The following is a 24,531-nucleotide window of genomic DNA, read 5'->3' as shown; positions in this document are numbered from 1 at the left end:
ATGAACAATGGTCAAATATCCCAAAAAGAGGGACCTCCCGGTAAGCGAGGTGAGGCGCTTCCTTGAGCCCGGCCCAATCGTGCTCGTTTCGTCGAGGTGGAAAGGGAAGACGAATATAATGACGATGGGCTGGCACACGGTGATGGAATTCACTCCCTCGCTCGTCGGCTGCGTCATCTCAAGCGCCAACCACAGCTTCCGGATGATACGCGGCAGCGGCGAATGCGTCATAAACCTTCCGACCGCCGGCCTTGCGGACACTGTCGTAAGGGTGGGGAACACCACCGGCGCGGAAATCGACAAGTTCAAGGAATTCGGCCTTACGCCCGAGGAGGCGTTTGAGGTTGGCGCGCCCTTGATAAAAGAATGCCACGCCAACTTCGAATGCAGGCTCTACGACGACGCGCTCGTCGAAAAATACGATTTCTTCATCTTCGAAGTGGTGAAGGCCCATGCCGCCGTTACGCCGAAGTATCCCGAGACGCTCCACTACACCGGAGACGGCGTATTCATGGTTTCAGGCAAGACCATCAACAAGAGGAAGCTCTTCAGGCCAGGGATGCTTTGATCGCTCTGCCGGCTTGCTGATCCAGCAGCGTCGCGAAAAGAGGCGAAGTTCTGAAAAAAAAGAGGGTGGGCTATGCGCCCACCCCGCGAGGCTTAAACCATCCTCCCAAGTGTTTCTATTCCGAAAAGGTCGACCCGTCTACTATCACGGAGTAAAAATATCCGAACCCGAAATTCTTGTCCGTTTCAAGCACGCCCTCGGCGGTCACGACAGACCCTACCGCCGCCGAGTCACCCTTTGAAAGGAATATAAGCGTATCGCGGCCTTCATTTCCAGTGCCGTCCTTGATGTGCACCCAGGTCTTCCCCATGATGTTTTCAGATACCTTTACGACATTCCCGCGCACCTTGATGGGCTGCCCGCTTAATTCATACCTCTTTGTGTATATTTCCTTGATGGTATATGCCGTGGCAGCCTGGGCCGGCTTGGCTGGTGCATCCTGCGCCTCTGCGGACGGGCTCGTCCCGGATGATGCGACGTTGATACCGTCTACGAACAATATCTTCTCGAATGTGCGGTTCAGCGCCTTGCTCGTGAAGTTGGGCATCCATATCTGTTCGGAGAAGCTGACGGTCGCCCCTGTGCTGACCGGAGTTTCCGGGCTTGCTATCCAGAATTTATTTCCGTTTTCATTGACCTCCAGATAGGTGTACCCGCCGCCCGAGACGGCCTCAAGGACGACTCCGGTGTGCTGCGGCCCGGCGAACGCATATGAGGCGGTCATTAACAGAACAGCCATAATGGTCGCGATAAAGAGCTTTGCGAGTTTCAAAGGTTTTCTCCTGTGGGTATGGCAGGGATTTAGAACAACATGCCGGGTTATTATATGTGATTGTCTCAGGAAAAGCCAGAGCGGAGGCGTGAAAGAAAATTGGTGGGCGAGGCGCACGCCTCGTGTTCCGGTGTGAACCCACCAGCTTCAGATGGAAGGTAGGGTTTCGCGCCATATGTGACTTGTAAGTTCACTCCCAGCAAGGCCGTCAAGGTCGCGGCTATTCGGTTATTCAATCTGTGCAGGGGAATTATTTAGTCAATTGAAGTTCCACAAGACCTACAAACATGATATGGTTCAATAATTCCGTCTCCATTGACATAATGCAACCTCACAAGGAGTTCTTTTGTGTCGTGGCAAGTTGCACAGAATGGCCCTTCTTTCTTGCCATTTAGGTCGCGCCAGTATGCGTTATTTTCATATTTTAAAGATTCCCTTCTTTCGAGAAGTTCTTTTAACGATGCATTCTCTTTTTTGAGTTCGCCTAATTCTTGGAGTACATCCATTAATTCAGATTGAAGATCTAGTATCTTTCTATAGAGTTCAATGTTATCAATTTCTTTAACAAGCTTCACCACATCTTTGGCATTTTCGAGAATTCCCATTTTTACCTCCATCTATGTCGTTGATATACTGTAATCCTTCTTTATCTTCGCAACTACCTTGCCCGGAGCCTGTACGTGCGCTCATCCTAAGGGTTTGCCTTACATCAACCCCCTTGCTCCCTCACGTGCCTTCGAAAGAAGGAAGCGATTTTAGATTTTTCAAGCTTCCCTTCGGCTGTTGAGCGCACCATCGATTCAAAGCTCTTTTCGCTCGCGTGGAGTTCCGTCCCGTTAAGGGCGAGAAAGACAAGGGCGGCGACAGCGCCGGTCCTCTTGTTGCCGTCCACGAAGGGGTGGTTGCGGATGATGTGGAAGAGGTAGGCGGCGGCCATCTCGGAGATATCGGCATGGAGGTATTCCCCACCATAGGCTGCGGACGGCATTGCAACCGCGGACTGCAATAACTCCATGTCGCGGATGCCGGGGCTTCCCCCGTATCTCGTTATCTGGTCGCGGTGTATCTCCACGACCTCGTCAAGGCCTAGGAATACAAACTCCATCAGCTCGCAAGCTTTTTGAGCGCGCGGCCGTACTTCCGGTTGGCCTTTTCAAGGGCCTCCTCGAACTGCTTGCGTCGCTTCTCGTCCCTTACAGGGGCGATTATGAGCACCTTGCCGTCAGTCGAGATGTCGAGGGGGGTCTTGTCGTCAATTTCAAGGAGCTCAAGCACTCCTTTATCGATTACGAGGGCCAGGCTGTTCCCGTGTTTGGCGAGTTTTTTTATCAAGGCCATGCTCCTTCGTTAAGTTGGAATGTCTGCTGATTCAATTTTTTTGTCATTCTGAGGGAGCATAAGCGACCGAAGAATCTCATACTTGCTGATTTCTACAAAAAATAGATTCTTCGCGCGTTCTCAGAATGACAAACCTCGTTACACAGACCTTTCTGCAAACAATGTACTAACATTGTATCACCAGGATGCGCTGTCGTCAATTGCTAAACCCCCGAAATGCAATAAGGGGTTACAGCATCCGCTGTAACCCCTTTGATTTTCTGGCTGGGGGACCAGGATTCGAACCTGGATAAACGAGTTCAGAGCCCGTTGTCCTGCCGTTAGACGATCCCCCAATCTCGGACAAAGATATTCCAATATAATTATCCTTGCCGTCCAAGTCAAGCAAATTCTGTTGACACTATCGAACCGGTTCTTGTATACTTATAGGTCTTTATGCGGGGCAATAGATGAAGATACGGATAGAGGACATACCGCCTTCAGGGCTTTCGCTCGACATCGAGGAGAGCTGCGCGGCTTTGAAGGAATTCGCCGGAGGGAAGCTCGACCTCGACTTCTCGACTCCCGTGAAGGCCCACCTTGAGGTCTCGAAGAGGGGGCAGAGCGTATTCGTCTCCGGGGACATAAAGGCCGGCATCAAGGTGGAGTGCAGCAGGTGCCTTAAGGAGTTCGAGTACCCTTACGCGTCTGATTTCGCCTCCTATTACGAGCTGGGCAGGGAGCCTGAGAAGGAGAAGGAACTCAAGCCCGAGGACATGGACGTTAACTTCATAGCGGGCGACTCCCTCGACACCTCAGAGGTGCTCCTGGGCCAGATAGCCCTTGAGCTCCCCATGCAGCCGCTCTGCAGGCCTGATTGCAAGGGGCTCTGCCCGAAGTGCGGGGCAGACCTGAACCTCGGCGACTGCGGCTGCGGGGGCGAGGATAAGACAGACCCGAGGCTCGCCAAGCTCAAGGACTTCAAGCGCTGACAGGGCGCGGCGATTAGCGCCCGTGATTTTTATTATTGAAGAGCGCGGCCAAATCCTATATAAAGGTGTGGTCCGGGAGGTAATCCGGATGTGAGGCTCTTCAAGGGGGCCGGACTCCGTTTAGGTAATGCCTGATCGATTCGTGAATGTTGTCATTCTGAGCGTAGCGAAGAATCTGGTATTCAAGATAAGTAGCTGCAAGATTCTTCGGTCGCTTACGCGCCCTCAGAATGACAGGAAACGAGAATTAATCAGAGCTTCCTTAGCATGAAAAGGCCCGAGATACCGTCATTCTGAAGAGCCGAAGGGTCGAGCTCCAGGGCGGGGCGGGATAGGAACCTCGTAATTTGTTGATTTTATCAGCCCCGAGATTCTTCGCTTCGCTCAGAATGACAGGCTATAGTTTTTCAATAAGCGAACCCAAACCGAAAAGAGAGGTTTTAGACATGCCGAACCCCAAGAAAAGACATTCGAGCTGCAAGAGGGGCCAGAGAAGGAGCCACGACGCGCTGTCCGCTCCGGCGGTCTCCACCTGCCCCCAGTGCGGCGAGCCCAAGCGCCCGCACCACGTCTGTCCGAGCTGCGGCACATACAAGGGCAGGACTGTTATCAAGAAGAAAGAGGCCGTCTAAGGCCGTGCTCCTTTCATCAACCGCCACGGCTTCCGAAAAGGCCTTTAATCCGGCCTTGCCGGGAGCCGCATCCTTTTTTGCGTTCTCAGCCGAATAGAGATGAAGATTGCCGTTGACGCGATGGGCGGGGATTTCGCCCCCGCCATGGTTGTAGAAGGGGCCGTCCGGGCCGCGAGCGAGCTCAATATCCCCATCGTCCTCGTCGGAGACAAATCCCGGGTAGAGGACGAGCTTGCGAAGCACAAGGGCGTTCCGTCCAACGTCTCCATCGTCCACGCCTCTGAGGTCGTGGGCATGGACGAATCCCCCACTCAGGCCGTCAGGAAAAAGAAGGACTCGTCGCTACGGGTCTGCTTCGAGCTCGTAAGGAGCGGAGAGGCCGGGGCCGTCGTTAGCGCCGGGAACTCCGGCGCGGCAATGGCCGCCGGGATACTCCTCCTTAAGAAGGTAAAGGGCATCGACAGGCCCGCCATAGCAGTATCCGTCCCCACCATAAAAGACCCGGCCATAGTCCTCGACGTGGGCGGCAACGTCGACTGCAAGCCAGTGCACCTTTTCCAGTTCGCCCTCATGGGCGAGGTCTACGCAAGGTACGTCCTCAAGGAGAAGAGGCCCAGGGTCGGCCTCCTCTCGAACGGAGAGGAGGACGGCAAGGGCAACGAGCTTACGAGGGAGACCCACGCCCTTTTAAAGAAGGCCTCCATAAACTACATAGGCTACGTCGAGGGCAGGGACATATACCAGGGCGGGGTGGACGTTGTCGTGACCGACGGCTTCGTCGGGAACGTCGTCCTCAAGCTCAGCGAGGGGCTTGTCGAGGCCGTGACAACCATGCTCAAGAACGAGATAATGTCTAGCCTCCCGTCGAGGATAGGCTATCTCCTCTCCAAGGGCGCTTTCAAGAGGCTCAAAAAGAAAATAGACTATTCGGAGTACGGCGGCGCGCCGCTCCTCGGCATAGAGGGCGTCTGCATCATAAGCCACGGCAGGTCGAACGCCAAGGCCATGAGGAACGCGGTGCTCCGCGCCCACGAGTACGCACAGGGGAACGTGAACTCCCACCTGATGGAAGAGATGGAAAAAAACCAGGACCTCATGAAGAACGGCCGCAGCGAAGCCGTCTCGGGCAGTTAGAAATGCTCAGGTCGAGGATAATAGGCACCGGCTCTTACGTGCCGGAAAAGGTTCTCACCAACCGCGATCTGGAGGGCATGGTCGAGACCTCGGACGAATGGATATCCACCCGCACCGGGATAAGGGAGCGGAGGATCGCCGCCGGGGAGACAGCCTCCGGGATGGCGGCCAGGGCCGCGAAGGCTGCGCTCAAGGCCGCGGGGTTGTCTGCAAAGGACATAGACCTCGTGGTAGTCGGCACCGTGACCGCCGAGATGGCGTTCCCGTCGGTAGCCTGCCTTATACAGTCCGAGCTCGGCATAAAGTCCGGGGCAGCGGCTTTCGACGTGTCTGCTGCCTGCTCCGGGTTCCTATACGCGCTGGACATAGCCGACAGGTACTTGAGGTCAGGCGGGGCGGGGAAGGCCCTGGTCATCGGGGTAGACAAGTTCTCCAACCTCATAGACTGGAAAGACAGGTCCACCTGCGTCCTCTTCGGCGACGGGGCGGGCGCTGCCGTCCTCTCCGCGGAAAAGGGGCCGAGAGGCGTACTCTCATGCCGAGTCCATTCCGACGGAAGGCACTGGGACACCCTTTATTGCAGGGCCTCCCGGCCGGATAGCCCGTTCGAGGATAAGGGCAACGAGCAGCCATATCTCGTAATGAACGGCAACGAGACCTTCAAGATAGCGGTCCGCACAATGGGCCAGGCCATAAAAGAGGTGATGGAGGAGACGGGGCTCAAGCCCGAGGACATATCGCTGCTCATCCCCCACCAGGCCAACATGAGGATAATAAACGCCGCAAGGGAGAGGCTTAAGCTCCCCGAGGAAAGGGTCTACACGAACCTAGACAGGTACGGGAACACCTCGGCGGCCTCAATCCCCATCGCCCTTGACGAGGCGGTGAGGGACGGAAAGATTAAAGACAACGACATAATATTGTTCGTGGCCTTCGGCGGCGGGCTCACGTGGGCGTCAGCGGCCGTAAGGTGGTAATCAGGCAACCTCTAAAAATCGATCTTTTCCCCGGACTTCCTCGATTGCGGGAAAAATCTCTGATTTTAGAGGTTGCCTAAAAGATATTGAAGTCTTATCCTGAGGAGAATGGGGCTCATGGGTAAAATAGCTTTTGTATTCCCTGGCCAAGGCTCGCAGTCGGTCGGCATGGGGAAGAGCTTTTACGATTCCTCCGAGGCCGCCAGAAAGACCTTTGCCGAAGCTGACGAGGCGATGGGGTGCGAGCTTTCGAAGCTTGCGTTCGAAGGGCCTGCGGACCTCCTCGACAGGACCGAGTACACGCAGCCAGCGCTACTTTCGGCCTCCATCGCTGCGCTTCGGGCGCTCGGCGAGAGGACGGGTTTCACCCCGGCCTGCATGGCCGGGCACAGCCTTGGCGAGTACACGGCCCTCGTGGCCTCCGGCGCGCTCGATTTCAGGGACGCCGTCCGGCTCGTCCATCTTCGCGGGAAATTCATGCAGGAGAGCGTGCCTCAGGGCGCCGGAAAGATGTGCGCCATACTGGGACTCGACCTCGCTACTGTCCAGGTCATATGCGATTCCGCATCCATTGACACGGCCCGGGTCGTCCCGGCGAACATAAACACCCCGGAGCAGATAGTCATTTCCGGCAGCGCCGCCGCTGTCGAGATAGCCGCAAACCTCGCCAGGGAGAGGGGCGCGAAGAGGGTGGTGCCGCTGCAGGTGAGCGCCCCTTCGCATTCGCCCCTTATGGAGAAGGCGAGCGAGCGCCTCGGCGGGGAGCTTCAGAAGATAAGCGTGGATGGACTGAGGATACCCGTATATACTAACGTCGAGGCCGCGCCTGTAAAGGACGGCTCAAGGATCAAGGAGCTCCTTTGCCTCCAGCTTACGAGCCCCGTGAGGTGGGTGGATATAGTGCGGCAGATGAAGGCCGACGGGGTCGACACCATCATCGAGGTCGGCCCCGGCAAGGTGCTTACGGGCCTTGTAAAGAGGATAGAGAAGGACATGAACGCCTTGAGCGTCTCGGAGGCTTCGGATATAGAGAAGGCGCTTCCTTTATTCGGGGCGTAAGCGGTTCAGGCCAGCTCGACTTAACAGGGTGCGGAAAAACGTAAAATTCGCTTGGGCTGCTCAAAAAGCTCCAGATGCGAGGCCCCGTTGGAACAGGGGAGCGAGGGATGAGGCGTACTATTTTGTACGCCTTCGTAGCCAGCGACGTAGCCTTCGAAGCAGATGGACTTTTCAGCAGCCTGTTAAAAGAGGAGGAGACAGATGAACGTAACCGGAAGGATAGCCCTCGTTACAGGCGGCGCGCAGGGCATCGGCAGGTCGATAGCCGAGAAGCTCGGCTCTTACGGGGCCGACGTGGCCGTGGCCGATGTGAACCTCGAGAAGGCGACCGAGGTGGCCAATTCCATAAAGGCCATGGGCAGGCGCGCTATGGCCCTCAAGCTCGACGTCACGAACTTGAAGGAGTGCGAGGAGGCTGCTGAAAAGATCTTCAAGGAGTTCGAGGCCATCCACATACTCGTCAATAACGCCGGGATCACCAGGGACGGCCTCGTCCTCAGGATGACGGAAGAGGACTGGGACGCGGTAATGAACGTGAACCTGAAGGGCGCGTTCAACTGCACCAAGGCCGTCCTGAAGTACATGACAAAGGCGCGCTGGGGGAGGATCGTCAACATAGCCTCTGTCGTGGGGGTCATGGGCAACGCCGGGCAGGCGAACTACGCCGCGAGCAAGGCCGGGCTCATCGGATTGACAAAGACAATAGCCAGGGAGTTCGCGAGCAGGAACATAACCTGTAACGCCGTGGCCCCTGGCTTCATAGAGACGGCCATGACCGACGCCCTTTCCGAGAACGTGAAAAAGGAGCTCATGGACAGGATACCGCTCGGCAGGCTCGGCGGCCCCGCGGACGTGGCCAACGGGGTGCTCTTCCTCTCCTCGAACGCCTCGGGCTACATAACCGGGCACGTTCTCAACGTAAACGGCGGCATGGCCATGCAGTAATGGCGCATGTTTAAAATTGACAACCTCCCCGGTAGGTGTTATACACTGGGGTCTGGCGCAAAAGGCGGTAATTTCGGACAATATTCCAGGAGGGATGAGAATGTCTGTTGAGAATAAGGTTAAGAAGATAATAATAGACCAGCTGGACGTGACCGAGGACGAGGTCACCCAGCAGGCCTCCTTCGTGGACGACCTCGGGGCCGACTCCCTCGACACCGTCGAGATGGTCATGGCCTTCGAGGAGGAGTTCGGGATAGAGATACCCGACGAGGACGCAGAGAAGATAAAGACCGTCCAGGACGCGATAGAGTACATCAATAAAAAGGCCGGGAAGTAGCCCGCGCCTTGCCGCTTTTTCCCCGATCCTTTCGCAGGGGCGGTTAACGCCCGTATCGTTTTGTTATTTTCCCCTGCGGCCCCGGGAAGGAAATCTGTTTTCAGGACCGCATTCCTACATGCCCGCCGGGAGGAGCTTCGACCCCCGGCGGTTTTTTAAGGCGGACGGCAAGGGGAGTAGGGAGCCTGCTATCAAGTCCCTGGCCCAATGACCACGCCGGCTTGAAATCCAGGGTGTCCTGAAAACCGGGTTTTCAAAACGATTATGGACTGGCGCCCGCCTGAAAGTTCGGCTCGCTCCGGGCGATTCTTTCATCCCTGGCCTTGAAAGCCCAGGGAAATCCGGGAATCCAGAGGAATATAAAGATGAGAAGGGTAGCAGTAACAGGCATCGGCATAACGAGCCCGCTCGGGACCGGAGTCGAAAAGAACTGGGAGGCCGTTATCCAGGGCCGCTCCGGCGTGAGGGAGATAACCCGTTTCGACGCTTCGAGCTTCCCCGTGAAGATAGCAGGCGAGGTCCCTGACTTCGACCCGCTCCAGTACATAGAGAAGAAAGAGGTCAAGAAGATGGACCTCTTCATCCAGTACGCGGTCGCCGCGAGCCAGATGGCCTACGAGGACTCCGGTTACAGGATAACCGACGAGAACGCCGAGATGGCCGGGGTCTATATCGGGGCCGGAATAGGCGGCCTCCCCGCCATCGAGCACTGGTTCGACGTCCTGAAGGAAAAGGGGCCGGACCGGATAACCCCTTTCTTCATCCCGATGGTCATAATAAACCTCGCCTCCGGGCAGGTATCGATAAAGCTCGGCGCAAAGGGCCCCAATAGCTGCGCTGTCACGGCCTGCGCGACCGGCACCCATTCCATAGGGGACGCAGCCAGGCTCATACAGACGGGCGTGGCGGATGTGATGGTCGCTGGCGGGGCCGAGTCCACCATAACCCCGCTCTGTGTGGCGGGCTTTAACGCCATGAAGGCCCTCTCGACGAGGAACGACGACCCGAAGGCCGCGAGCAGGCCATTTGACAAGGACAGGGACGGCTTCGTCATAGGCGAGGGCGCGGGGGTCCTTTTCCTCGAAGAGCTGGAATCAGCCAAAAAACGCGGCGCGAAGATATACGCGGAGATAGCCGGGTATGGACTGAATGCCGACGCCAACCACATGACCACGCCCGCGCCCAACGGAGAAGGAGCTGCCAGGTGCATGAAGATGGCCTTGAGGACGGCGGGGCTCAACCCCGAGGACATCGGCTACATAAACGCCCACGGCACATCTACCTACTATAACGACCTCTACGAGACGATGGCGGTAAAGACCGTTTTCGGCGGGCACGCAAGTAAGCTCGCCGTAAGCTCGACAAAGGGCATGACAGGCCATCTCCTCGGGGCTGCCGGCGGCATAGAGGCCGTATTCACCGCGCTCTCGCTCCACCACGGGGTGCTCCCCCCGACCATAAACTACACCACGCCCGACCCGGAATGCGACCTCGACTACGTGCCGAACGCCGCAAGGGAGGCCAGGGTAAAGGCGGCGCTCTCGAACTCCTTCGGCTTCGGCGGCACCAACGGCGTGCTCGCCTTCAAGAGGTTCGAGTAAGGCCTTGCCTCGTGTCCTTGAAAGGCGCATAATATTAGAATGAGGATTAAGCGGGAAAGAGGCGCCAGATGGATCAGATGGAAAGGATAGCCATAGCAAGCGACCATGCCGGGAGAGAGCTCAAGGAAGACCTTAAGGAGTTCATGGCCTCCCTCGGAGTGGAAGTGCTGGACATGGGCGTTAACGACGACAAGTCCGTCGACTACCCTGATTACGGCATACCTGTGGCGGAGAGGGTCTCGAAAGGCGATGTCCCCAAAGGGGTGCTCGTTTGCGGCACGGGCATAGGGATGAGCATACTCGCCAACAAGTTCAGCAATGTCCGGGCCGCGCTTGTGAACGACGTCTACACCGCCCGCATGGCCAAGGAGCATAACGACGCAAATATACTCGTGATAGGCGGCAGGATAGCCGGGAAGGGGCTTGCCAGGGAGATGCTCAAGACCTGGCTCGAGACGGCCTTCGAGGGCGGAAGGCACCAGAAGCGGCTCGACAAGATCAGGGAAGTCGAGAAGAAAAACGGAAGGTAAGTAGAGGCCGCGCCTTTTAGCGCGGCCCGTGTTATTTTAAAACGGGAGGCAGTAAAGAAGATGGCCCTTAAGGAATTCGACCCCGAAGTATACGACGCCATACGGCTTGAGACCGAAAGGCAGGAGCTTAAGCTCGAGCTCATCGCGTCCGAGAACTTTGTAAGCGAGGCTGTTTTGGAGGCTGCCGGTAGCGTAATGACCAACAAGTACGCCGAAGGCTACCCCGGCAAGCGCTATTACGGCGGCTGCGAGTTCGTGGACATAGTCGAGAGGCTCGCGATAGAGAGGGCGAAGAAGCTCTTCGGCGCAGACCACGTGAACGTGCAGCCCCATTCCGGCTCGCAGGCAAACATGGCGGTCTACCTCGCTACCGTAAAGCCCGGCGACACCGTCATGGGCATGAATTTGTCCCACGGCGGGCACCTTACGCACGGAAGCCCCGTGAACTTTTCGGGCCAGCTCTATAATGTCGTCTTCTACGGCGTCCGCCAGGGCGACCAGAGGATCGACATGGACCAGGTCCGGGACCTCGCGAAGAAAAACAACCCCAAGCTTATCGTGGTAGGCGCGAGCGCCTATCCGAGGATAATAGATTTCAAGGCCTTCAGGGAAGTTGCTGACGAGGTCGGCGCGAAGGTCATGGTGGACATAGCCCATATAGCAGGGCTCGTGGCAACAGGCCTCCACCCGAGCCCGGTGCCCCACGCCGAGTTCGTCACCACCACCACGCACAAGACGCTCAGAGGCCCGCGTAGCGGCGTCATCATGTGCAGGGAGGAGTTCGCGAAGGCTGTGGATAAGCAGATATTCCCCGGGATCCAGGGCGGCCCGCTCATGCACATAATAGCGGCCAAGGCCGTGGCCTTCAAGGAGGCGCTGGAGCCCTCGTTTACGGCCTACCAGAAGCAGGTGCTCGCGAATGCCAAAGTCCTCTCGGGCGAGCTCGTCTCAAGGGGCTTTACGCTCGTATCCGGCGGGACCGACAACCACCTCATGCTCGTGGACCTCACGAAGCAGGACATAACCGGCAAGGAGGCCGAGGAGGCGCTCGTCAAGGCCGGGATTACCGTCAACAAGAACACCATCCCGTTCGAGACGAGGAGCCCCTTTGTAACGAGCGGCGTAAGGATAGGCGTGCCCGCGGCCACCACCAAGGGCATGAAGGAGCCGGAGATGAAGGTCATAGCCGGCTTCATCCAGAGGGCCCTTGAGAAGAGGAACGACGATGCCGCCCTCGAAGGCATAAAGGCAGAGGTAAAGGAGCTCTGCTCGAGGTTCCCGCTTTATAAGAACAGGTTGGAAAAGGCTTCGGTCTGAAAAAAGCTCGATGGTGATGACCAGGACCGCCCGCCCATTCCATGAATGCGGCGGGCGTTTTTTTTGGCCTGAAAATCCCGTTCTTGCGTAGCGCCATGAAATTTGATAATTTCCGGCAAATAGAGTATATACTGGGCTTCGGCTCGACCCACAGGGCCTTGAAGGCAGAGGAGCTATTGAAGAGCGCGGCCATCCCTTTCAGGCTGCTCCCTGTGCCAAAGGCCCTTGATTCGGCGTGCGGGCTTGTCATATCCGTTGACGGGGGCTTGTTCGACGAGGCTTACCAGACCCTTCAAAAAGGAGGGCTTTTGCCAAGGAACGTGTACAGGAAAGAAGGTGAGGAGTATGTTAAAGTGTGATTTCTGCGGCAGGGAATCGGATAATGTCGCCAGGGTGGCCCTTGACCAGGACTATGACAGGCTCACGGTCAAGCACGAAAAAAGATATGCCTGCCCCGATTGCTCACTTAAGAAGGAGCGGGAGCGCCAGGCAAGGCTGAAGGCCGGGAAGTAGCGGCAACAGGGCGGCCTGCACAGCCCGCTTTACTGAATCCAGGGGGCCTGATTGTCCAGCCAGGACCAATGCCAGACTACCGCCTGTTTCCTCCCGTGTGTCAATTCAACCCAAACTATCCGGAATTCGAGTGTTTATATCCCTTGTCTGAATCACGGCATTAAGATTCCGCGCGCTCTCCATCGGCCCCCGGAGGGGGGTTCCTCATTGCGGAAGAGGGGCCGTCATGTTATCCTACATGCATGAAGCGCCTTCCGCCCTGGACGAAGAAATCGATAGGTCCGCTTACGCGCCTGCACGAGGTCAAATCCATCTTGCGTAAAAGGAACCTCCACACGGTCTGCGAATCGGCAAGGTGCCCGAACATCGGGGAATGCTTCACGAAACCAACGGCCACCTTCATGATACTGGGGGACGTCTGCACCAGGCGCTGCGGCTTCTGCTCGGTCGATAAGGGGGCAAGGCCACTTCAGGCAGACCCCGACGAGCCGGCCAATATCGCCCTTGCCTCAAGGGAGCTCGGCTTGAGGCACGTGGTGATCACGTCCGTCACAAGGGACGACCTCTCCGATGGCGGAGCGGGGCAATTTGCCTTGACAATAAAGGCCGTTAAGGATAACATTTCCGGCATTTTAGTGGAGGTCCTGACCCCTGATTTCAAGGGGGACACGGAGGCGCTTGGTACGGTCCTCGAAGCCCGCCCGGACATCTTCAACCACAACCTCGAGACCGTCCCGTCGCTTTATCCCAAGGTAAGGCCCGGGGCCGGGTATGAACGGTCGCTTAATGTGCTCCGGGAGGCGAAGCGCCCGGGAATAGTGGTGAAATCCGGCATCATGGTCGGCCTGGGCGAGACCACGGAAGAGGTGATGGCCCTCTTAAAGGACTTGAAGTCCGCCGGATGCGACGCGGTCACCATAGGGCAGTACCTCCGCCCGACCAGAAAAAGCCTCGAGGTCGAGGAATATGTCGATCCAGAAAAGTTCAAGGAATACGAGGATTTCGGAAAGAGCATAGGGATAAGGCACGTCTATTCCGGGCCGTTCGTAAGAAGCTCTTATAATGCTGAGAGGCTTCTCGGAGAAATGGGCGGCTAAAATTGATATTTTCCCCGGACTCTGCGTCGGGCCGGAAATATAAAAGCTCACATTTGTTTCATATATTATGCTCCGCTTTTATTCCCGGCCCTTCTTGATTGCGGAAAAAAACTAAGTTTTAGAAGTGCATGAACTGAAAGGTGCGCCGTAGATGGATGAGTTTCACAGGATAAAAAGGCTTCCGCCGTATGTGTTCAACATTGTGACGGAGCTCAAGGTAGAGGCCCGGAAGAGAGGCGAGGACATAATAGACTTCGGGATGGGCAACCCCGACCAGCCCACGCCCAGGCACATAGTCGACAAGCTCATAGAGGCGGCCCACAACCCGAGGAACCACAGGTATTCGGCTTCGAGGGGCATATATAAGCTCCGGCTCGCCATAGCCGACTGGTACAAGAGGCGCTATAACGTCGAGATAGACCCTGAGACAGAAGCGGTCGCCACCATCGGCTCCAAGGAGGGCATAGCCCACCTTGCGCTCGCGGTCATAGGCCCCGGAGACGTCGTCTTCGTCCCGAACCCGACATATCCCATACACGCCTATTCTGTCGTCATCGCGGGCGGTGACTTGAGGAGCATACCTCTCCTCCCCGGAGTGGACTTTTTCGACGAGCTCCAGAAGGCAGTGAAGCAGACCTGGCCCAAGCCGAAGATGCTCATAATAAACTACCCGCACAACCCGACAACCCTTGTGGTCGAAAGGGAGTTCTTCGTAAAGGTCGTGGACTTCGCAAAGGAGAACGACCTCATGGTGGTTCACGACCTGGCCTACGCCGACATAGTCTTCGACGGCTACAAGGCACCGAGCTTTTTAGAGGTGCCGGGGGCCAAGGACGTGGGCGTGGAGTTCTTTACCCTCTCCAAGAGCTACAACATGCCCGGATGGAGGGTGGGCTTTGCGGTCGGCAACAGAAAGCTCGTGGGGGCGCTTACGAGGATCAAGAGCTACCTGGACTACGGCATGTTCCAGCCCATACAGATAGCCGGGATAATAGCCCTCAACGGCCCCCAGGACTGCGTGACCGAGATGTGCGGCACGTACGAATCGAGGAGGAACGCCCTCGTAGAGAGCTTCGGAAAGGCCGGCTGGGAGATAGAGAAGCCCAAGGCCAGCATGTTCGTCTGGGCGAAGATACCCGAGCCGTTCAGCTCCATGAAGTCGCTCGAGTTCTCGAAGTTCCTACTTAAGAAGGCCAAGGTGGCCGTATCGCCCGGGGTGGGCTTCGGCGAGTACGGCGACGATTACGTCAGGCTCGCGCTCGTCGAGAACGAGCACAGGATACGCCAGGCGGCCAAGTGCATAAAGAAGGCCCTGGATGGCTCGGCAAAAGAGGCCGTATGACGAAGACCGCGTCGATAGAGAGCCTTTCCGGAGCGCACGGGGCGAGGGCCAAAAGCATAAACGTCGGGCTCATAGGCTTCGGCACCGTCGGCACGGGCGTCGTCAGGGTATTGAAGGAGAACGCCGACATAATAGCGGCGAAGCTCGGCTGCGAGCTCGTCCTTAAGCGGGTGGCCGACAGGGACCTTGCGAGGGACAGGGGCGTCAGGCTCGCCGACGGTGTACTTACCGCCGACGCAAGGGACATAATAAACGACCCTGACATCTCAATCGTCATAGAGCTCGTCGGCGGCACCGGGGTCGCAAAGGAATTCATACTGGAAGCCTTCGAGCGCGGAAAGCACGTCGTGACCGCCAATAAGGCCCTCCTTTCGACCCACGGCAAAGAGATATTCGGCAAGGCCGCCGGGAAGGGGGTCGATATCGGCTTCGAGGCGAGCGTCGGGGGCGGCATCCCGGTTATAAAGGCTCTGCGCGAAGGGCTCGCCGCGAACAGGATAGAGTCCATCTACGGCATAATAAACGGTACGGCCAATTACATCCTTTCCAAGATGACGAACGAGGGCGGCAAGTTCGAGGACGTCTTGAGGAGGGCGCAGGAGAAGGGCTATGCCGAGGCCGACCCCACCTATGACGTCGAAGGCATAGATACGGCCCACAAGCTCGCCATACTCATAAACCTCGCGTACGGCACGCACATAAGGCTCGAGGACATCTATACGGAGGGCATATCGAGCATAAGCCAGCTCGATATAAAGTTCGCAAAGGAGTTCGGCTACAGGATAAAGCTCCTGGCCATAACTAAATCGGTCGACGGGAAGGTAGAGGCCAGGGTGCACCCCACGATGATACCGGCCCAGCACCCGCTCGCGACCATCGACGGCGCCTATAACGGCATATATCTCAAGGGTAACGCCGTTGGCTCGGTCCTCCTCTACGGCATGGGCGCAGGCATGATGCCCACGGCGAGCGCGGTCGTTTCGGACCTCATGGACATTGCGAGGAACATCTCTACCGGAGCGGTCCGGCGAGTCCCTCCGCTTTCGTGTCCGGAAGAGGAGGCGAGGCCCGTCGCTTTACGCGAGACGGAATCCGTTGAGATGCCATATTACATACGCTTCCTGGCGATGGACAAGCCCGGGGTCCTCTCGAAGATATCCGGCGTGCTCGGAAGCCACAACATAAGCATATCTTCGGTAATACAGAGGGACAGGAAGGTCGGCGGCGCGGTCCCGCTCGTGGTGCTTACGCATAACGCCCTTGAGAGGGAGCTGCGGGCAGCGGTCGCGGAAGTATCCAAGATGGACATAATACACGACAAGATAGTCTATATAAGGATAGAGGAGAACCTGGGTGCAGCTAACTAGGAAAGGCCTTTGGGGCGGCATTATAAGGGAGTTCAGGGACTTCCTTCCGGAGGTCGGCGACGGCTCGATAACTACGCTCCTTGAGGGGAATACACCTCTTGTCGAGAGCGTGAACCTGAAGGATGTGTTCGGAGACCTGAGGCTCCTACTTAAGTGCGAGGGCTTGAACCCCACGGGCTCGTTCAAGGACCGCGGCATGACGATGGCTGTATCCAAGGCCAGGGAGGAGGGGGCCGAGGCCATAATCTGCGCCTCGACCGGAAACACCTCTGCCTCGGCGGCCGCGTACGCCTCGAAGGCCGGGATGAAGGCGTTCGTCCTCGTGCCGGACGGGTCGATAGCAATGGGGAAACTCTCGCAGGCCATCATGCACGGGGCGCTCGTCCTCCAGATAAAGGGGAGCTTCGATGACGCGCTGGAGATAGTGAAGGAGATAACCGGGGGCTACCCCGTAAAGATGGTAAACTCGATAAACCCCTTCAGGATAGAGGGGCAGAAGACCGGCGCCTTCGAGGTATGCGAGCACCTGGGATACGCGCCCACATACCACTTCCTCCCGGTCGGGAACGCCGGCAACATCACGGCCTACTGGAAAGGCTACAAGCAGTACCATAACGAGGGCATAATATCGAACCTTCCGAAGATGATGGGCTTCCAGGCCGAGGGCGCGTCCCCCATAGTGCTGGGCCGCCCGGTCGAGAAGCCAGAGACCATCGCGACGGCGATAAAGATAGGGAACCCGGCGAGCTGGGACTCGGCCCTCAAGGCCAGGGACGAGAGCGGCGGGGTGATAGAGGCGGTAAGCGACGCCGAGATACTCGATGCATACAAGCTCCTCGCCTCGCGCGAGGGCATATTCTGCGAGCCCGCGTCCGCGGCGAGCCTCGCGGGGGCGCTGAAGCTCAAGAAGGAAGGCGTCCTCAATGACGGCGACACGGTCGTCTGCACGCTCACGGGCCACGGCCTGAAAGACCCGGACATAGCGCTAAAGTCCTCGGAGAAGCCCTTGAAGGTTGCCGCCGAGACGGCGAAGATACTGAAGGCGATGGGATTCTGAAAGAGGACTAAAAATTGATCTTTCCCCGGACTCTGTGTCAGCCCGGCAATAAAAATGCTCATATACTTATCATATATGCTCCGCTTTTAATTCCCGGCCTTCCTTGATTCCGGGAAAATCTCCAATTTTTAGAGGTTGTTGACTGAATGAAATACATAATCCTCATAGGCGACGGCATGGCCGACGCACCGATCGAAAGCCTCGGCGGAAAGACGCCGCTCGAGGCCGCTGACACCCCGAACATGGACAGGCTCGCCGGCGCGGGGAGGTTCGGCCTCTTCAGGACGGTCCCCGACGGCTTTTCGCCCGGGAGCGACGTCGCGAACCTGAGCGTACTCGGCTACAGCCCGGCAAAATACTATTCGGGCAGGGCGCCGCTTGAGGCGGCCTCCATAGGCGTGAAGCTCGGCCCCTCCGACATCGCTTTCAGGTGCAACCTCGTGACCCTCATCGAGAAGGACGGCTCTACGGTCATGGGCGACTACAGCGCCGGGCACATCTCCACTGAGGAGGCGAGGGAGATGGTCCTCGACCTCGACAGGGCCCTTTCGCGCGAGGGCGTGAGGTTCTATCCCGGCACCGGCTACAGGCACCTCATGGTCTGGGGCAACGGCTCGAAGGAATTAAAGACAGTGCCCCCGCACGACATATCCGACAAGGCGACAGGGCCCCATCTCCCGAAAGGCGAAGGGGCCGATAAGCTTATCAACCTGATGAGGCTATCGCAGGATGTGCTCAGGGACCATCCGGTAAACGCCAGAAGGACCGCGGAAGGAAAGAAGCCCGCGACCTCGATCTGGCTCTGGGGGCAGGGGAGCGCCCCTGCCATGCCCACGTTGAAGGAGAGGTTCGGCGTGAACGGCGCGATAATATCGGCAGTGGACCTGATGAAGGGCATAGGCATATACGCCGGGCTCGACGTGATAAAGGTTGAGGGCGCAACAGGCTATATCGACACGAACTACAAGGGCAAGGCCGAAGCGGCCTTGAAGGCGCTTGAGACGAGGGACCTCATCTGCGTGCATATAGAGGCGCCTGACGAGGCGGGCCACAACGGGAACCTCGGGCACAAGCTCCAGGCCATAGAGGACTTCGACTTGAGGATAGTCGGGCCCGTGCTGGAGGGCGCGCGCCGCCTGGGCCCGTTCGCGGTCATGGTCCTCCCTGACCATCCGACGCCCATAGCGCTCAAGACCCACACCTCGGACCCGGTCCCGTTCGTCCTTTTCAGGGACGGCGACGAGGGAAGCCCCGTGAAGTTCTCGGAAAAGAACGCGGCGGCAACCGGCCTCGTAATAGAGGAATGCGGAGCGCTCGCCCGGGACTTCTACGGAAGGGCCGAGAAAAAGGCGCTCTCCTGAAAATAGGCAGGTATAATCCATAAAAAAGGCCCGCTTAGCGGGCCTTTTTTATAACCCGCTAAAAAGGTCAGTCCGGTGAAAAAGGCGTTCTACGCCGTCCTGATATCGATACCCATACTTTCCATCCTCTATCTTGCGTTCTTCCCGGATGTCTCGCGCCTTGAAAAGGAAAACCCGGAGAAGACCGCCATGATGGAGCACAGGGAGGCCGAGTGGAAGGCCGCTGGCAAGAAGGTAAAGGTCCGCCACAAATGGGTCCCTTACTCGCGGATATCACCTCACATGGTGAAGGCGGTGATAATAGCCGAGGACGACAAGTTCTGGAGCCATGAGGGCTTTGATTTCGAGGCCATACAGAAGGCGCTCGAAAAAGACCTCAAGGCCCGCAAATTCAAGGCCGGGGGCTCGACCATAAGCCAGCAGCTCGCGAAAAACCTCTTCCTTAAGCCGACGAAATCCCCGATACGGAAAGTACGGGAGGCGATAATCACGTGGAGGCTCGAAAGGGCGCTAAAGAAGCGCCGGATACTCGAGCTTTATCTGAACGTAGCCGAATGGGGCGAGGGCATATTCGGGGTCGAGGCCGCCTCGCGCCATCATTTCGGGAAGTCCGCCGCGGAGCTTACACCGTTGGAGGCGGCCAGGCTTGCGGTCGTGCTGCCGAACCCGAGGCGGCTCAACGCCTCAGGAACGCAGCGGTATGTGGAGAAAAGGGCCGACGTCATATACAACATCATGGTAAAAAGGGGCTTCGTGGTGCCGGAATTCGAAGAGCTTGAACCCGGGCCGCTGGAAGAGGCGGTCGTGCCCGAGGCCGTTCCGGTAGAGGAAGCACCTTACGGGGCGCCTCAAGCGGAAACCAGCGAGGAAGCTGCCGATACGTCCGCGCCGGAACCCGGACCGGGGCCGGAGCAAGAGACCATCAATGGGCCCGGCGGCATTCAGGCAATGGAGTAAAGAAGGGCTTTTCAACCAAGGCTTGGCCCGGAATGAATCAGCCCGGTCACTCAATGCTCGACTTGGAATAGGTCTTCGCAATCTGGCAACCCATCCGTGGATTGCCTGGCAGGGTTTTGTCAACACCCTGCTGATTTCAGAGGTTGCCTTGAATCATCCGGGGCCCTGAGATACTTTGTTTGCAAATGATAAGGCAAATAGGTTAGAATACACGAGGAAAAAGGTTCAGGTCTGGACTCAGCTTGCGGAATTCCCTCTTTTAATCCCCTCTGACTCCAATTTTCCTGAAGTTCCCGGCAAAGGCACAGGCCAAACAGGCCCCATTTCACCACAAATCAGGACGCCACATTATGAAAGTTCATGAATTAAAGGAGTGCGCTGCCATTTGGAGCCCGCTTGTGATACAGGGAGGCATGGGCGCGGGGGTATCCTCCTGGACCCTGGCCAAAATGGTCTCAAAAGCGGGCCAGCTCGGGGTAGTTTCCGGCACGGCCCTTGACATGATACTTGCCCGGAGGCTGCAGAAAGGAGACGCAGGCGGGCATATGCGCCGCGCCCTCATGCAGTTCCCTTTCCCGGCCATGGCCGCGCGCGTGCTTGAAAGGTATTTCATGCCCGGCGGCAAGGGAGAAGGCGAGCCGTTCAAGCCGGTGCCCATGTGCTCGGCAGCGCTTTCAAAAGCGCACCTGGAGCTCATAGCCGTAGCCAACTTCGTCGAGGTCTATCTTGCGAAGGAGGGGCACGCCGGCAGGGTCGGGATAAATTATCTTGAGAAGATACAGCTTCCGCAGCTCGCCTCCATATACGGGGCGATGCTTGCCGGGGTGGATTATGTCATGGTAGGCGCCGGCATACCCAGGGAGATACCAGGCGTCCTCGATGAGTTCGCGGCCAACAGGGACGCCTCGCTCAAGCTCAACGTGCTCGGCGCGGACAAGGACGACGACTTCAGGATTACGTTCAGTCCGCATGAGTTCGCGGAAGGTGCCGAACTCCCCACATTGAAGCGCCCGGCATTCATCGCCATAGTCGCCTCTACGGTGCTGGCCCAGACGCTAGTAAAGAAGGGCACGGGCCGGGTGGACGGGCTCGTCATAGAGGGGGCCTCGGCAGGCGGGCACAACGCGCTCCCCAGGGGTGCGCTGAGGCTCGACGAGCACGATGAACCGGTATACGGCCCCAAGGACGATGTCGACCTCGACAGCATAAAAGCCCTCGGCGTGCCTTTCTGGCTCGCCGGCGCGTACGGCGGGGCCATGAGGCTCAAGGAGGCGCTATCGCTCGGCGCAAGCGGCATCCAGGCCGGAACCCCGTTCGCATTCTCTGCGGAGTCCGGCTTGACCGATGAGATCCGGGCTGAAGTGCTCTCGGCCGTCTCATCCGGCTCGGTCCGCGTCTTTACGGATTCCAAGGCGTCTCCGACGGGCTTCCCCTTCAAGGTGGCCGCCGTCTCAGGCTCGCATTCCGAGAAGGACGTCTTCGAGGAAAGGGAGAGGGTCTGCGACCTCGGATACCTGAGGCACGTCTATAAAAAGGACGGCGGCTCCCTGGGCTATCGCTGCCCGGCAGAGCCTGTTGATGAATACGTCCGTAAGGGCGGCAGAATCGAGGATACCGAAGGCTGCAAATGCCTCTGTAACGGGCTCATGGCCAATATCGGCCTCCCGCAGGTAAGGTCGTGCGGCTATGTCGAGAAGCCGCTGATAACGGCCGGCAAGGACTTCTCCCTTATAAAGGAGGTCCTTGAGAAGACCGGCAAGCTTTCGTATTCCGCGAAAGACATCCTTGACTTCATTCTCAAAGAGGAGCTCCTTGCAAAAAGCTCTAATTGCCGCTGATATCCGGCCTTGCCGTGAAATGATTCATATTCCAAATGGTTAGGGCTATTCCCTCATAGCCGTTCTTCCCATCTTCTTCCCTTGACACGCGAAAGTTCCTGGATTATCCTTAGGGTAACAAATGTAGCCCTATGGACAGCGAGCTTACATCACGCCAGAAAGAGATACTCGATTTCCTCCGCGAGTTCATAGGGGAGGCGGGCTACCCGCCTTCCCTTAGGGACATATGCGCCAGGTTCGGGATAAAGGGGCCGAAGAACGCCGCAAAGCACCTTGTTGCCCTCGAAAAGAAGGGCTTCATAAAAAGGGGCGGCTCGGCATCGCGCGCGATCTCCCTCCTTGGGCGCAACAGGGCGCAACAGGGCGGCGTCCTTCTGCCGATAGCCGGACGGGTGAGGGCGGGCGCGCCTGAAGAGGCGGTCGAGGACGTACTCGGCCATGTGGTGCTCGATGAGCGCTTCTTCAAGTGCAGGGACGCGTTCCTTTTGAAGGTCGAGGGAGAGAGCATGGTGGAAGCGGGCATCTCCGAGGGCGACCTCGTGGTCGTAAGGCCCCAGCCCGACGCCTCGGGCGGAGACATAGTCGTGGCCCTCGTGGATAACGAGGCCACTGTCAAGAGGCTATTGAAGACCGGCGGGAGGGTCGTACTTAAGCCCGAGAACCATTCGATGGAGCCTATCGTAGTCAAAGACGGCAGCGATTTCGCCATTATAGGAAAGGTCATATCCGTAATAAGGCGGCTTGAATAGGCCTAAAAATTGATCTTTTTCCCCGGACTCTGCGTCGGGCCGGGAATAAAAATGCTCACATATTGTTCATATATGCTCCGCTTTTTATTCCCGCCCCTCCTTGTTGCGGGAAAAATCTCTGATTTTTAGAGGTTGGAATAGCGTAACCGGGCATCGCAGGCGAGAGACCGCCGTCAGATGCCCTTGGGGATGTGCAATGGCGACAAAGGTAAAGGACCCGATAAAGGTCGTGGCAATCTTCGACAAGGGGGTAAGGCCTGTAAAGTTCAAATGGAGGGGGCGGGTATACGGCGTAAAGGAAATAACATACACTTGGGCGTCCAGGGAGGGGAGCGCGCGCATCCTCCATTTCACGGTCTCTGACGGCGCAACGCTTTTCGAGCTCGCCTATGACTCGTCGAGCCTCGGCTGGTCGATCGAGGAGGTCGAGTAATTGGGCCGCCTCATCATGCACATCGACATGAACGCCTTTTTCGCCTCGGTAGAGCAGCAGGCGAACCCCTCCCTGAGAGGAAAGCCCATAGCGGTCGTGGGCTCGGCCCAGAGGACCGTAGTGACGACCGCCTCCTACGAGGCAAGGGCGTTCGGCGTAAAGACCGGCATGAACAGGGTCGAGGCCAAAAGGGCCTGCCCCGGCCTTATATTCGTCGCAGGGGACAACCGCAAATACACCGACGCCTCGGTCCGGATAATCGGGATACTGAAGGACTTCTCGCCGATGGTCGAGGCGTATTCCATCGACGAGGCGTTCGTGGACATAACGGGCTGCCTCTCTGCATACGGCTCTCCCTCGGCCCTTGCAGCGGCAGTAAAGAAGAGGATACGGGAGGAGCTCGGGAGCCGCCTTACATGCTCCATAGGCATAGCCCCGAATAAGCTCATCGCAAAGCTCGCATCCGACATGAAAAAGCCCGACGGTCTTGTCGTCCTGGCGCCGGAAGAGGTCCCGGCCCTCCTCGAGGACCTGCCGGTAAATGAGCTCTGGGGCATAGGCCCGAGGCTCACGGCCCACCTCGCCGCCCTTGGGGTCGTTACCTGCGGTGAGCTCGGCAGGTTCCCGGCGAGCATCTTGAGGGAGCGCTTCGGCATAATAGGCGAGAGGCTTAAATTGATGGGGCGGGGCATATACGAGAGCGGTGTAGTGCCCATCGGACAGGAGGAAGAGGCAAAGAGCGTCGGGCACTCCATGACACTGCCTGTCGACGCCTCGGATAAGCCGGTAATAAGGAGGCACATGCTGAAGTTGTCCGAGAAGGTCGGCGCAAGGGCAAGGGAGCACAGCCTCTATGGCCGCAAAGTGGCCCTTACCATAAGGTATCCGGACTTCTATACCTTCTCGAAGCAGAAGACCCTCCCGGCCCCGACGAACGACACGCGGGCCATATACTCGGCGGCATTGGGGATACTCGAAGGCCTGCGTCTTAAGACAGCGGTGCGTCTCCTCGGCGTCACGCTCTCGGACATCTCAAAGGGCTCGCTCCAGATGCAGCTTTTCGAGGACGACCGGAGGCGCGAGAGGCTCCTCGGCGCAATGGACGGCCTGAACAGGTCCTTCGGCTCCTCGACCGTCACATGGGCCGCGCTCTTTGAGAAGGACCCCTGGGACGACCCTGCCGGCGTAATATCCCCGGCGTGGAGGCCCGAGGGTGTTAAGAGGGTCGATGTAAGGTGAAAAAATCGCTTTTCACCCTGGTCTGTCTGCCAGGCGTAAATTAATGCTCATTGTGCCCAGTTTTTATATAGCCGTAAAAAACTTTGCAGGCAGCTGTAAAAACGGCTCTGCACAAAAGAAATTTCTGTAAACCATGTTGACAACCCGGAAAACCCTGCTAAAGTTTTTTCCAGCATGGTTCCCTGTTTTTCCGTGGGAGCCCTGTTTACCCCCCTCTTGCCGGGAGCGCCCACTCCCGGCTTTTTTTGCGCCCGGGCCGCCTGAGAAGGCAATTCCCCAATACTTTGGAATTGAACCGGAATCGTGGGACATGGGCCGATTTCGTTACCAAAATGACCGCTTCCATGATATATTTGAAGATTAAATCACCACAGATTGCAAAAAGGAGACGGAACAC

At 57.6% G+C, this 24,531-nt stretch carries 27 protein-coding genes and 1 tRNA gene; 23 read left to right on the top strand and 5 right to left on the bottom strand.

Annotation, left to right across the window (positions count from 1 at the left end):
• The first annotated feature begins 7 nt into the window (after positions 1-7).
• The gene (locus tag QY316_09430) at positions 8-568 is read left to right on the top strand and encodes a flavin reductase family protein (protein ID WKZ32127.1); all 561 of its coding nucleotides are present in this window, start codon (positions 8-10) and stop codon (positions 566-568) included.
• Between the two features lie 115 nt (positions 569-683).
• Here QY316_09430 and QY316_09425 read toward each other — a convergent pair whose 3' ends face one another.
• From QY316_09425 to QY316_09405, 5 genes are all read right to left on the bottom strand, one after another.
• Positions 684-1,340, bottom strand: a complete 657-nt coding sequence (locus QY316_09425; GenBank protein WKZ32126.1) for a hypothetical protein — start codon at positions 1,338-1,340, stop codon at positions 684-686.
• 254 nt (positions 1,341-1,594) lie between these two features.
• Positions 1,595-1,945: a hypothetical protein gene (locus tag QY316_09420; GenBank protein ID WKZ32125.1), complete on the bottom strand. Its 351-nt coding sequence runs from the start codon at positions 1,943-1,945 to the stop codon at positions 1,595-1,597.
• Between the two features lie 104 nt (positions 1,946-2,049).
• Positions 2,050-2,445 carry a type II toxin-antitoxin system death-on-curing family toxin gene (locus tag QY316_09415; GenBank protein WKZ32124.1) on the bottom strand — a complete coding sequence of 132 codons (396 nt, stop codon included), beginning with the start codon at positions 2,443-2,445 and terminating at the stop codon, positions 2,050-2,052.
• Entirely contained in the window at positions 2,445-2,672 is a 228-nt protein-coding gene (locus QY316_09410; GenBank protein ID WKZ32123.1) for an AbrB/MazE/SpoVT family DNA-binding domain-containing protein, read from the bottom strand. Before QY316_09410 ends, QY316_09415 begins: the two co-directional genes overlap by 1 nt.
• A 267-nt stretch (positions 2,673-2,939) precedes the next feature.
• Positions 2,940-3,013, bottom strand: a tRNA-Gln gene (locus tag QY316_09405).
• 114 nt (positions 3,014-3,127) lie between these two features.
• Between QY316_09405 and QY316_09400 the strand changes: the two genes are divergently transcribed.
• The 22 genes from QY316_09400 (at position 3,128) to dinB (ending at position 24,134) form a co-directional block, all read left to right on the top strand.
• Positions 3,128-3,649 (top strand): DUF177 domain-containing protein, encoded by a 522-nt coding sequence (locus QY316_09400; protein ID WKZ32122.1) that lies wholly within the window; start codon positions 3,128-3,130, stop codon positions 3,647-3,649.
• 446 nt (positions 3,650-4,095) lie between these two features.
• Complete coding sequence (gene rpmF / locus QY316_09395; protein ID WKZ32121.1) at positions 4,096-4,281, top strand: 50S ribosomal protein L32; 186 nt, start codon at positions 4,096-4,098, stop codon at positions 4,279-4,281.
• Between the two features lie 99 nt (positions 4,282-4,380).
• The gene (gene plsX / locus QY316_09390; GenBank protein ID WKZ32120.1) at positions 4,381-5,415 is read left to right on the top strand and encodes a phosphate acyltransferase PlsX; all 1,035 of its coding nucleotides are present in this window, start codon (positions 4,381-4,383) and stop codon (positions 5,413-5,415) included.
• A 2-nt stretch (positions 5,416-5,417) separates the two neighbouring features.
• A complete protein-coding gene (locus QY316_09385) occupies positions 5,418-6,392 on the top strand; it encodes a beta-ketoacyl-ACP synthase III (GenBank protein WKZ32119.1) in 975 nt (324 codons plus the stop codon).
• A gap of 117 nt (positions 6,393-6,509) precedes the next feature.
• Positions 6,510-7,451 carry an ACP S-malonyltransferase gene (fabD, locus tag QY316_09380; GenBank protein WKZ32118.1) on the top strand — a complete coding sequence of 314 codons (942 nt, stop codon included), beginning with the start codon at positions 6,510-6,512 and terminating at the stop codon, positions 7,449-7,451.
• A 201-nt stretch (positions 7,452-7,652) separates the two neighbouring features.
• Positions 7,653-8,396, top strand: a complete 744-nt coding sequence (gene fabG, locus QY316_09375; GenBank protein ID WKZ32117.1) for a 3-oxoacyl-[acyl-carrier-protein] reductase — start codon at positions 7,653-7,655, stop codon at positions 8,394-8,396.
• A 94-nt stretch (positions 8,397-8,490) separates the two neighbouring features.
• On the top strand, positions 8,491-8,733 hold the full coding sequence (gene acpP, locus QY316_09370; GenBank protein WKZ32116.1) for an acyl carrier protein: 243 nt from the start codon (positions 8,491-8,493) through the stop codon (positions 8,731-8,733).
• A 365-nt stretch (positions 8,734-9,098) separates the two neighbouring features.
• Complete coding sequence (gene fabF, locus QY316_09365) at positions 9,099-10,334, top strand: beta-ketoacyl-ACP synthase II (protein WKZ32115.1); 1,236 nt, start codon at positions 9,099-9,101, stop codon at positions 10,332-10,334.
• A 77-nt stretch (positions 10,335-10,411) separates the two neighbouring features.
• Positions 10,412-10,864: a ribose 5-phosphate isomerase B gene (rpiB, locus tag QY316_09360; GenBank protein ID WKZ34109.1), complete on the top strand. Its 453-nt coding sequence runs from the start codon at positions 10,412-10,414 to the stop codon at positions 10,862-10,864.
• A 60-nt stretch (positions 10,865-10,924) separates the two neighbouring features.
• Complete coding sequence (gene glyA, locus QY316_09355; protein ID WKZ32114.1) at positions 10,925-12,181, top strand: serine hydroxymethyltransferase; 1,257 nt, start codon at positions 10,925-10,927, stop codon at positions 12,179-12,181.
• 95 nt (positions 12,182-12,276) lie between these two features.
• Positions 12,277-12,540, top strand: coding sequence for a DUF3343 domain-containing protein (locus tag QY316_09350; GenBank protein WKZ32113.1), 264 nt, complete (start codon positions 12,277-12,279; stop codon positions 12,538-12,540).
• Complete coding sequence (locus QY316_09345) at positions 12,527-12,694, top strand: hypothetical protein (protein ID WKZ32112.1); 168 nt, start codon at positions 12,527-12,529, stop codon at positions 12,692-12,694. The genes QY316_09350 and QY316_09345 overlap by 14 nt, the downstream gene beginning before the upstream one ends.
• Before the next feature lie 242 nt (positions 12,695-12,936).
• The gene (gene lipA, locus QY316_09340; protein WKZ32111.1) at positions 12,937-13,791 is read left to right on the top strand and encodes a lipoyl synthase; all 855 of its coding nucleotides are present in this window, start codon (positions 12,937-12,939) and stop codon (positions 13,789-13,791) included.
• A gap of 151 nt (positions 13,792-13,942) precedes the next feature.
• On the top strand, positions 13,943-15,133 hold the full coding sequence (alaC, locus tag QY316_09335) for an alanine transaminase (protein WKZ32110.1): 1,191 nt from the start codon (positions 13,943-13,945) through the stop codon (positions 15,131-15,133).
• Positions 15,130-16,500: a homoserine dehydrogenase gene (locus tag QY316_09330; GenBank protein ID WKZ32109.1), complete on the top strand. Its 1,371-nt coding sequence runs from the start codon at positions 15,130-15,132 to the stop codon at positions 16,498-16,500. The genes alaC and QY316_09330 overlap by 4 nt, the downstream gene beginning before the upstream one ends.
• The gene (gene thrC / locus QY316_09325; GenBank protein ID WKZ32108.1) at positions 16,487-17,557 is read left to right on the top strand and encodes a threonine synthase; all 1,071 of its coding nucleotides are present in this window, start codon (positions 16,487-16,489) and stop codon (positions 17,555-17,557) included. The genes QY316_09330 and thrC overlap by 14 nt, the downstream gene beginning before the upstream one ends.
• Before the next feature lie 146 nt (positions 17,558-17,703).
• Positions 17,704-18,918 (top strand): cofactor-independent phosphoglycerate mutase, encoded by a 1,215-nt coding sequence (locus QY316_09320; GenBank protein ID WKZ32107.1) that lies wholly within the window; start codon positions 17,704-17,706, stop codon positions 18,916-18,918.
• Positions 18,919-18,993: 75 nt separating this feature from the next.
• The gene (gene mtgA / locus QY316_09315; protein WKZ32106.1) at positions 18,994-19,875 is read left to right on the top strand and encodes a monofunctional biosynthetic peptidoglycan transglycosylase; all 882 of its coding nucleotides are present in this window, start codon (positions 18,994-18,996) and stop codon (positions 19,873-19,875) included.
• A 350-nt stretch (positions 19,876-20,225) separates the two neighbouring features.
• Positions 20,226-21,713 carry a nitronate monooxygenase gene (locus QY316_09310; protein ID WKZ32105.1) on the top strand — a complete coding sequence of 496 codons (1,488 nt, stop codon included), beginning with the start codon at positions 20,226-20,228 and terminating at the stop codon, positions 21,711-21,713.
• A 131-nt stretch (positions 21,714-21,844) separates the two neighbouring features.
• Positions 21,845-22,462 carry a transcriptional repressor LexA gene (gene lexA, locus QY316_09305; GenBank protein ID WKZ32104.1) on the top strand — a complete coding sequence of 206 codons (618 nt, stop codon included), beginning with the start codon at positions 21,845-21,847 and terminating at the stop codon, positions 22,460-22,462.
• 196 nt (positions 22,463-22,658) lie between these two features.
• The gene (locus QY316_09300) at positions 22,659-22,895 is read left to right on the top strand and encodes a hypothetical protein (protein ID WKZ32103.1); all 237 of its coding nucleotides are present in this window, start codon (positions 22,659-22,661) and stop codon (positions 22,893-22,895) included.
• A gap of 15 nt (positions 22,896-22,910) precedes the next feature.
• Positions 22,911-24,134: a DNA polymerase IV gene (gene dinB, locus QY316_09295; protein ID WKZ34108.1), complete on the top strand. Its 1,224-nt coding sequence runs from the start codon at positions 22,911-22,913 to the stop codon at positions 24,132-24,134.
• The last annotated feature ends 397 nt before the right edge of the window (positions 24,135-24,531 follow it).

Source organism: Thermodesulfobacteriota bacterium (assembly GCA_030583865.1).
Lineage (GTDB): Bacteria > Desulfobacterota > GWC2-55-46 > GWC2-55-46 > GWC2-55-46 > UBA5799.
This window is presented reverse-complemented; position numbering and strand designations above follow the sequence as displayed.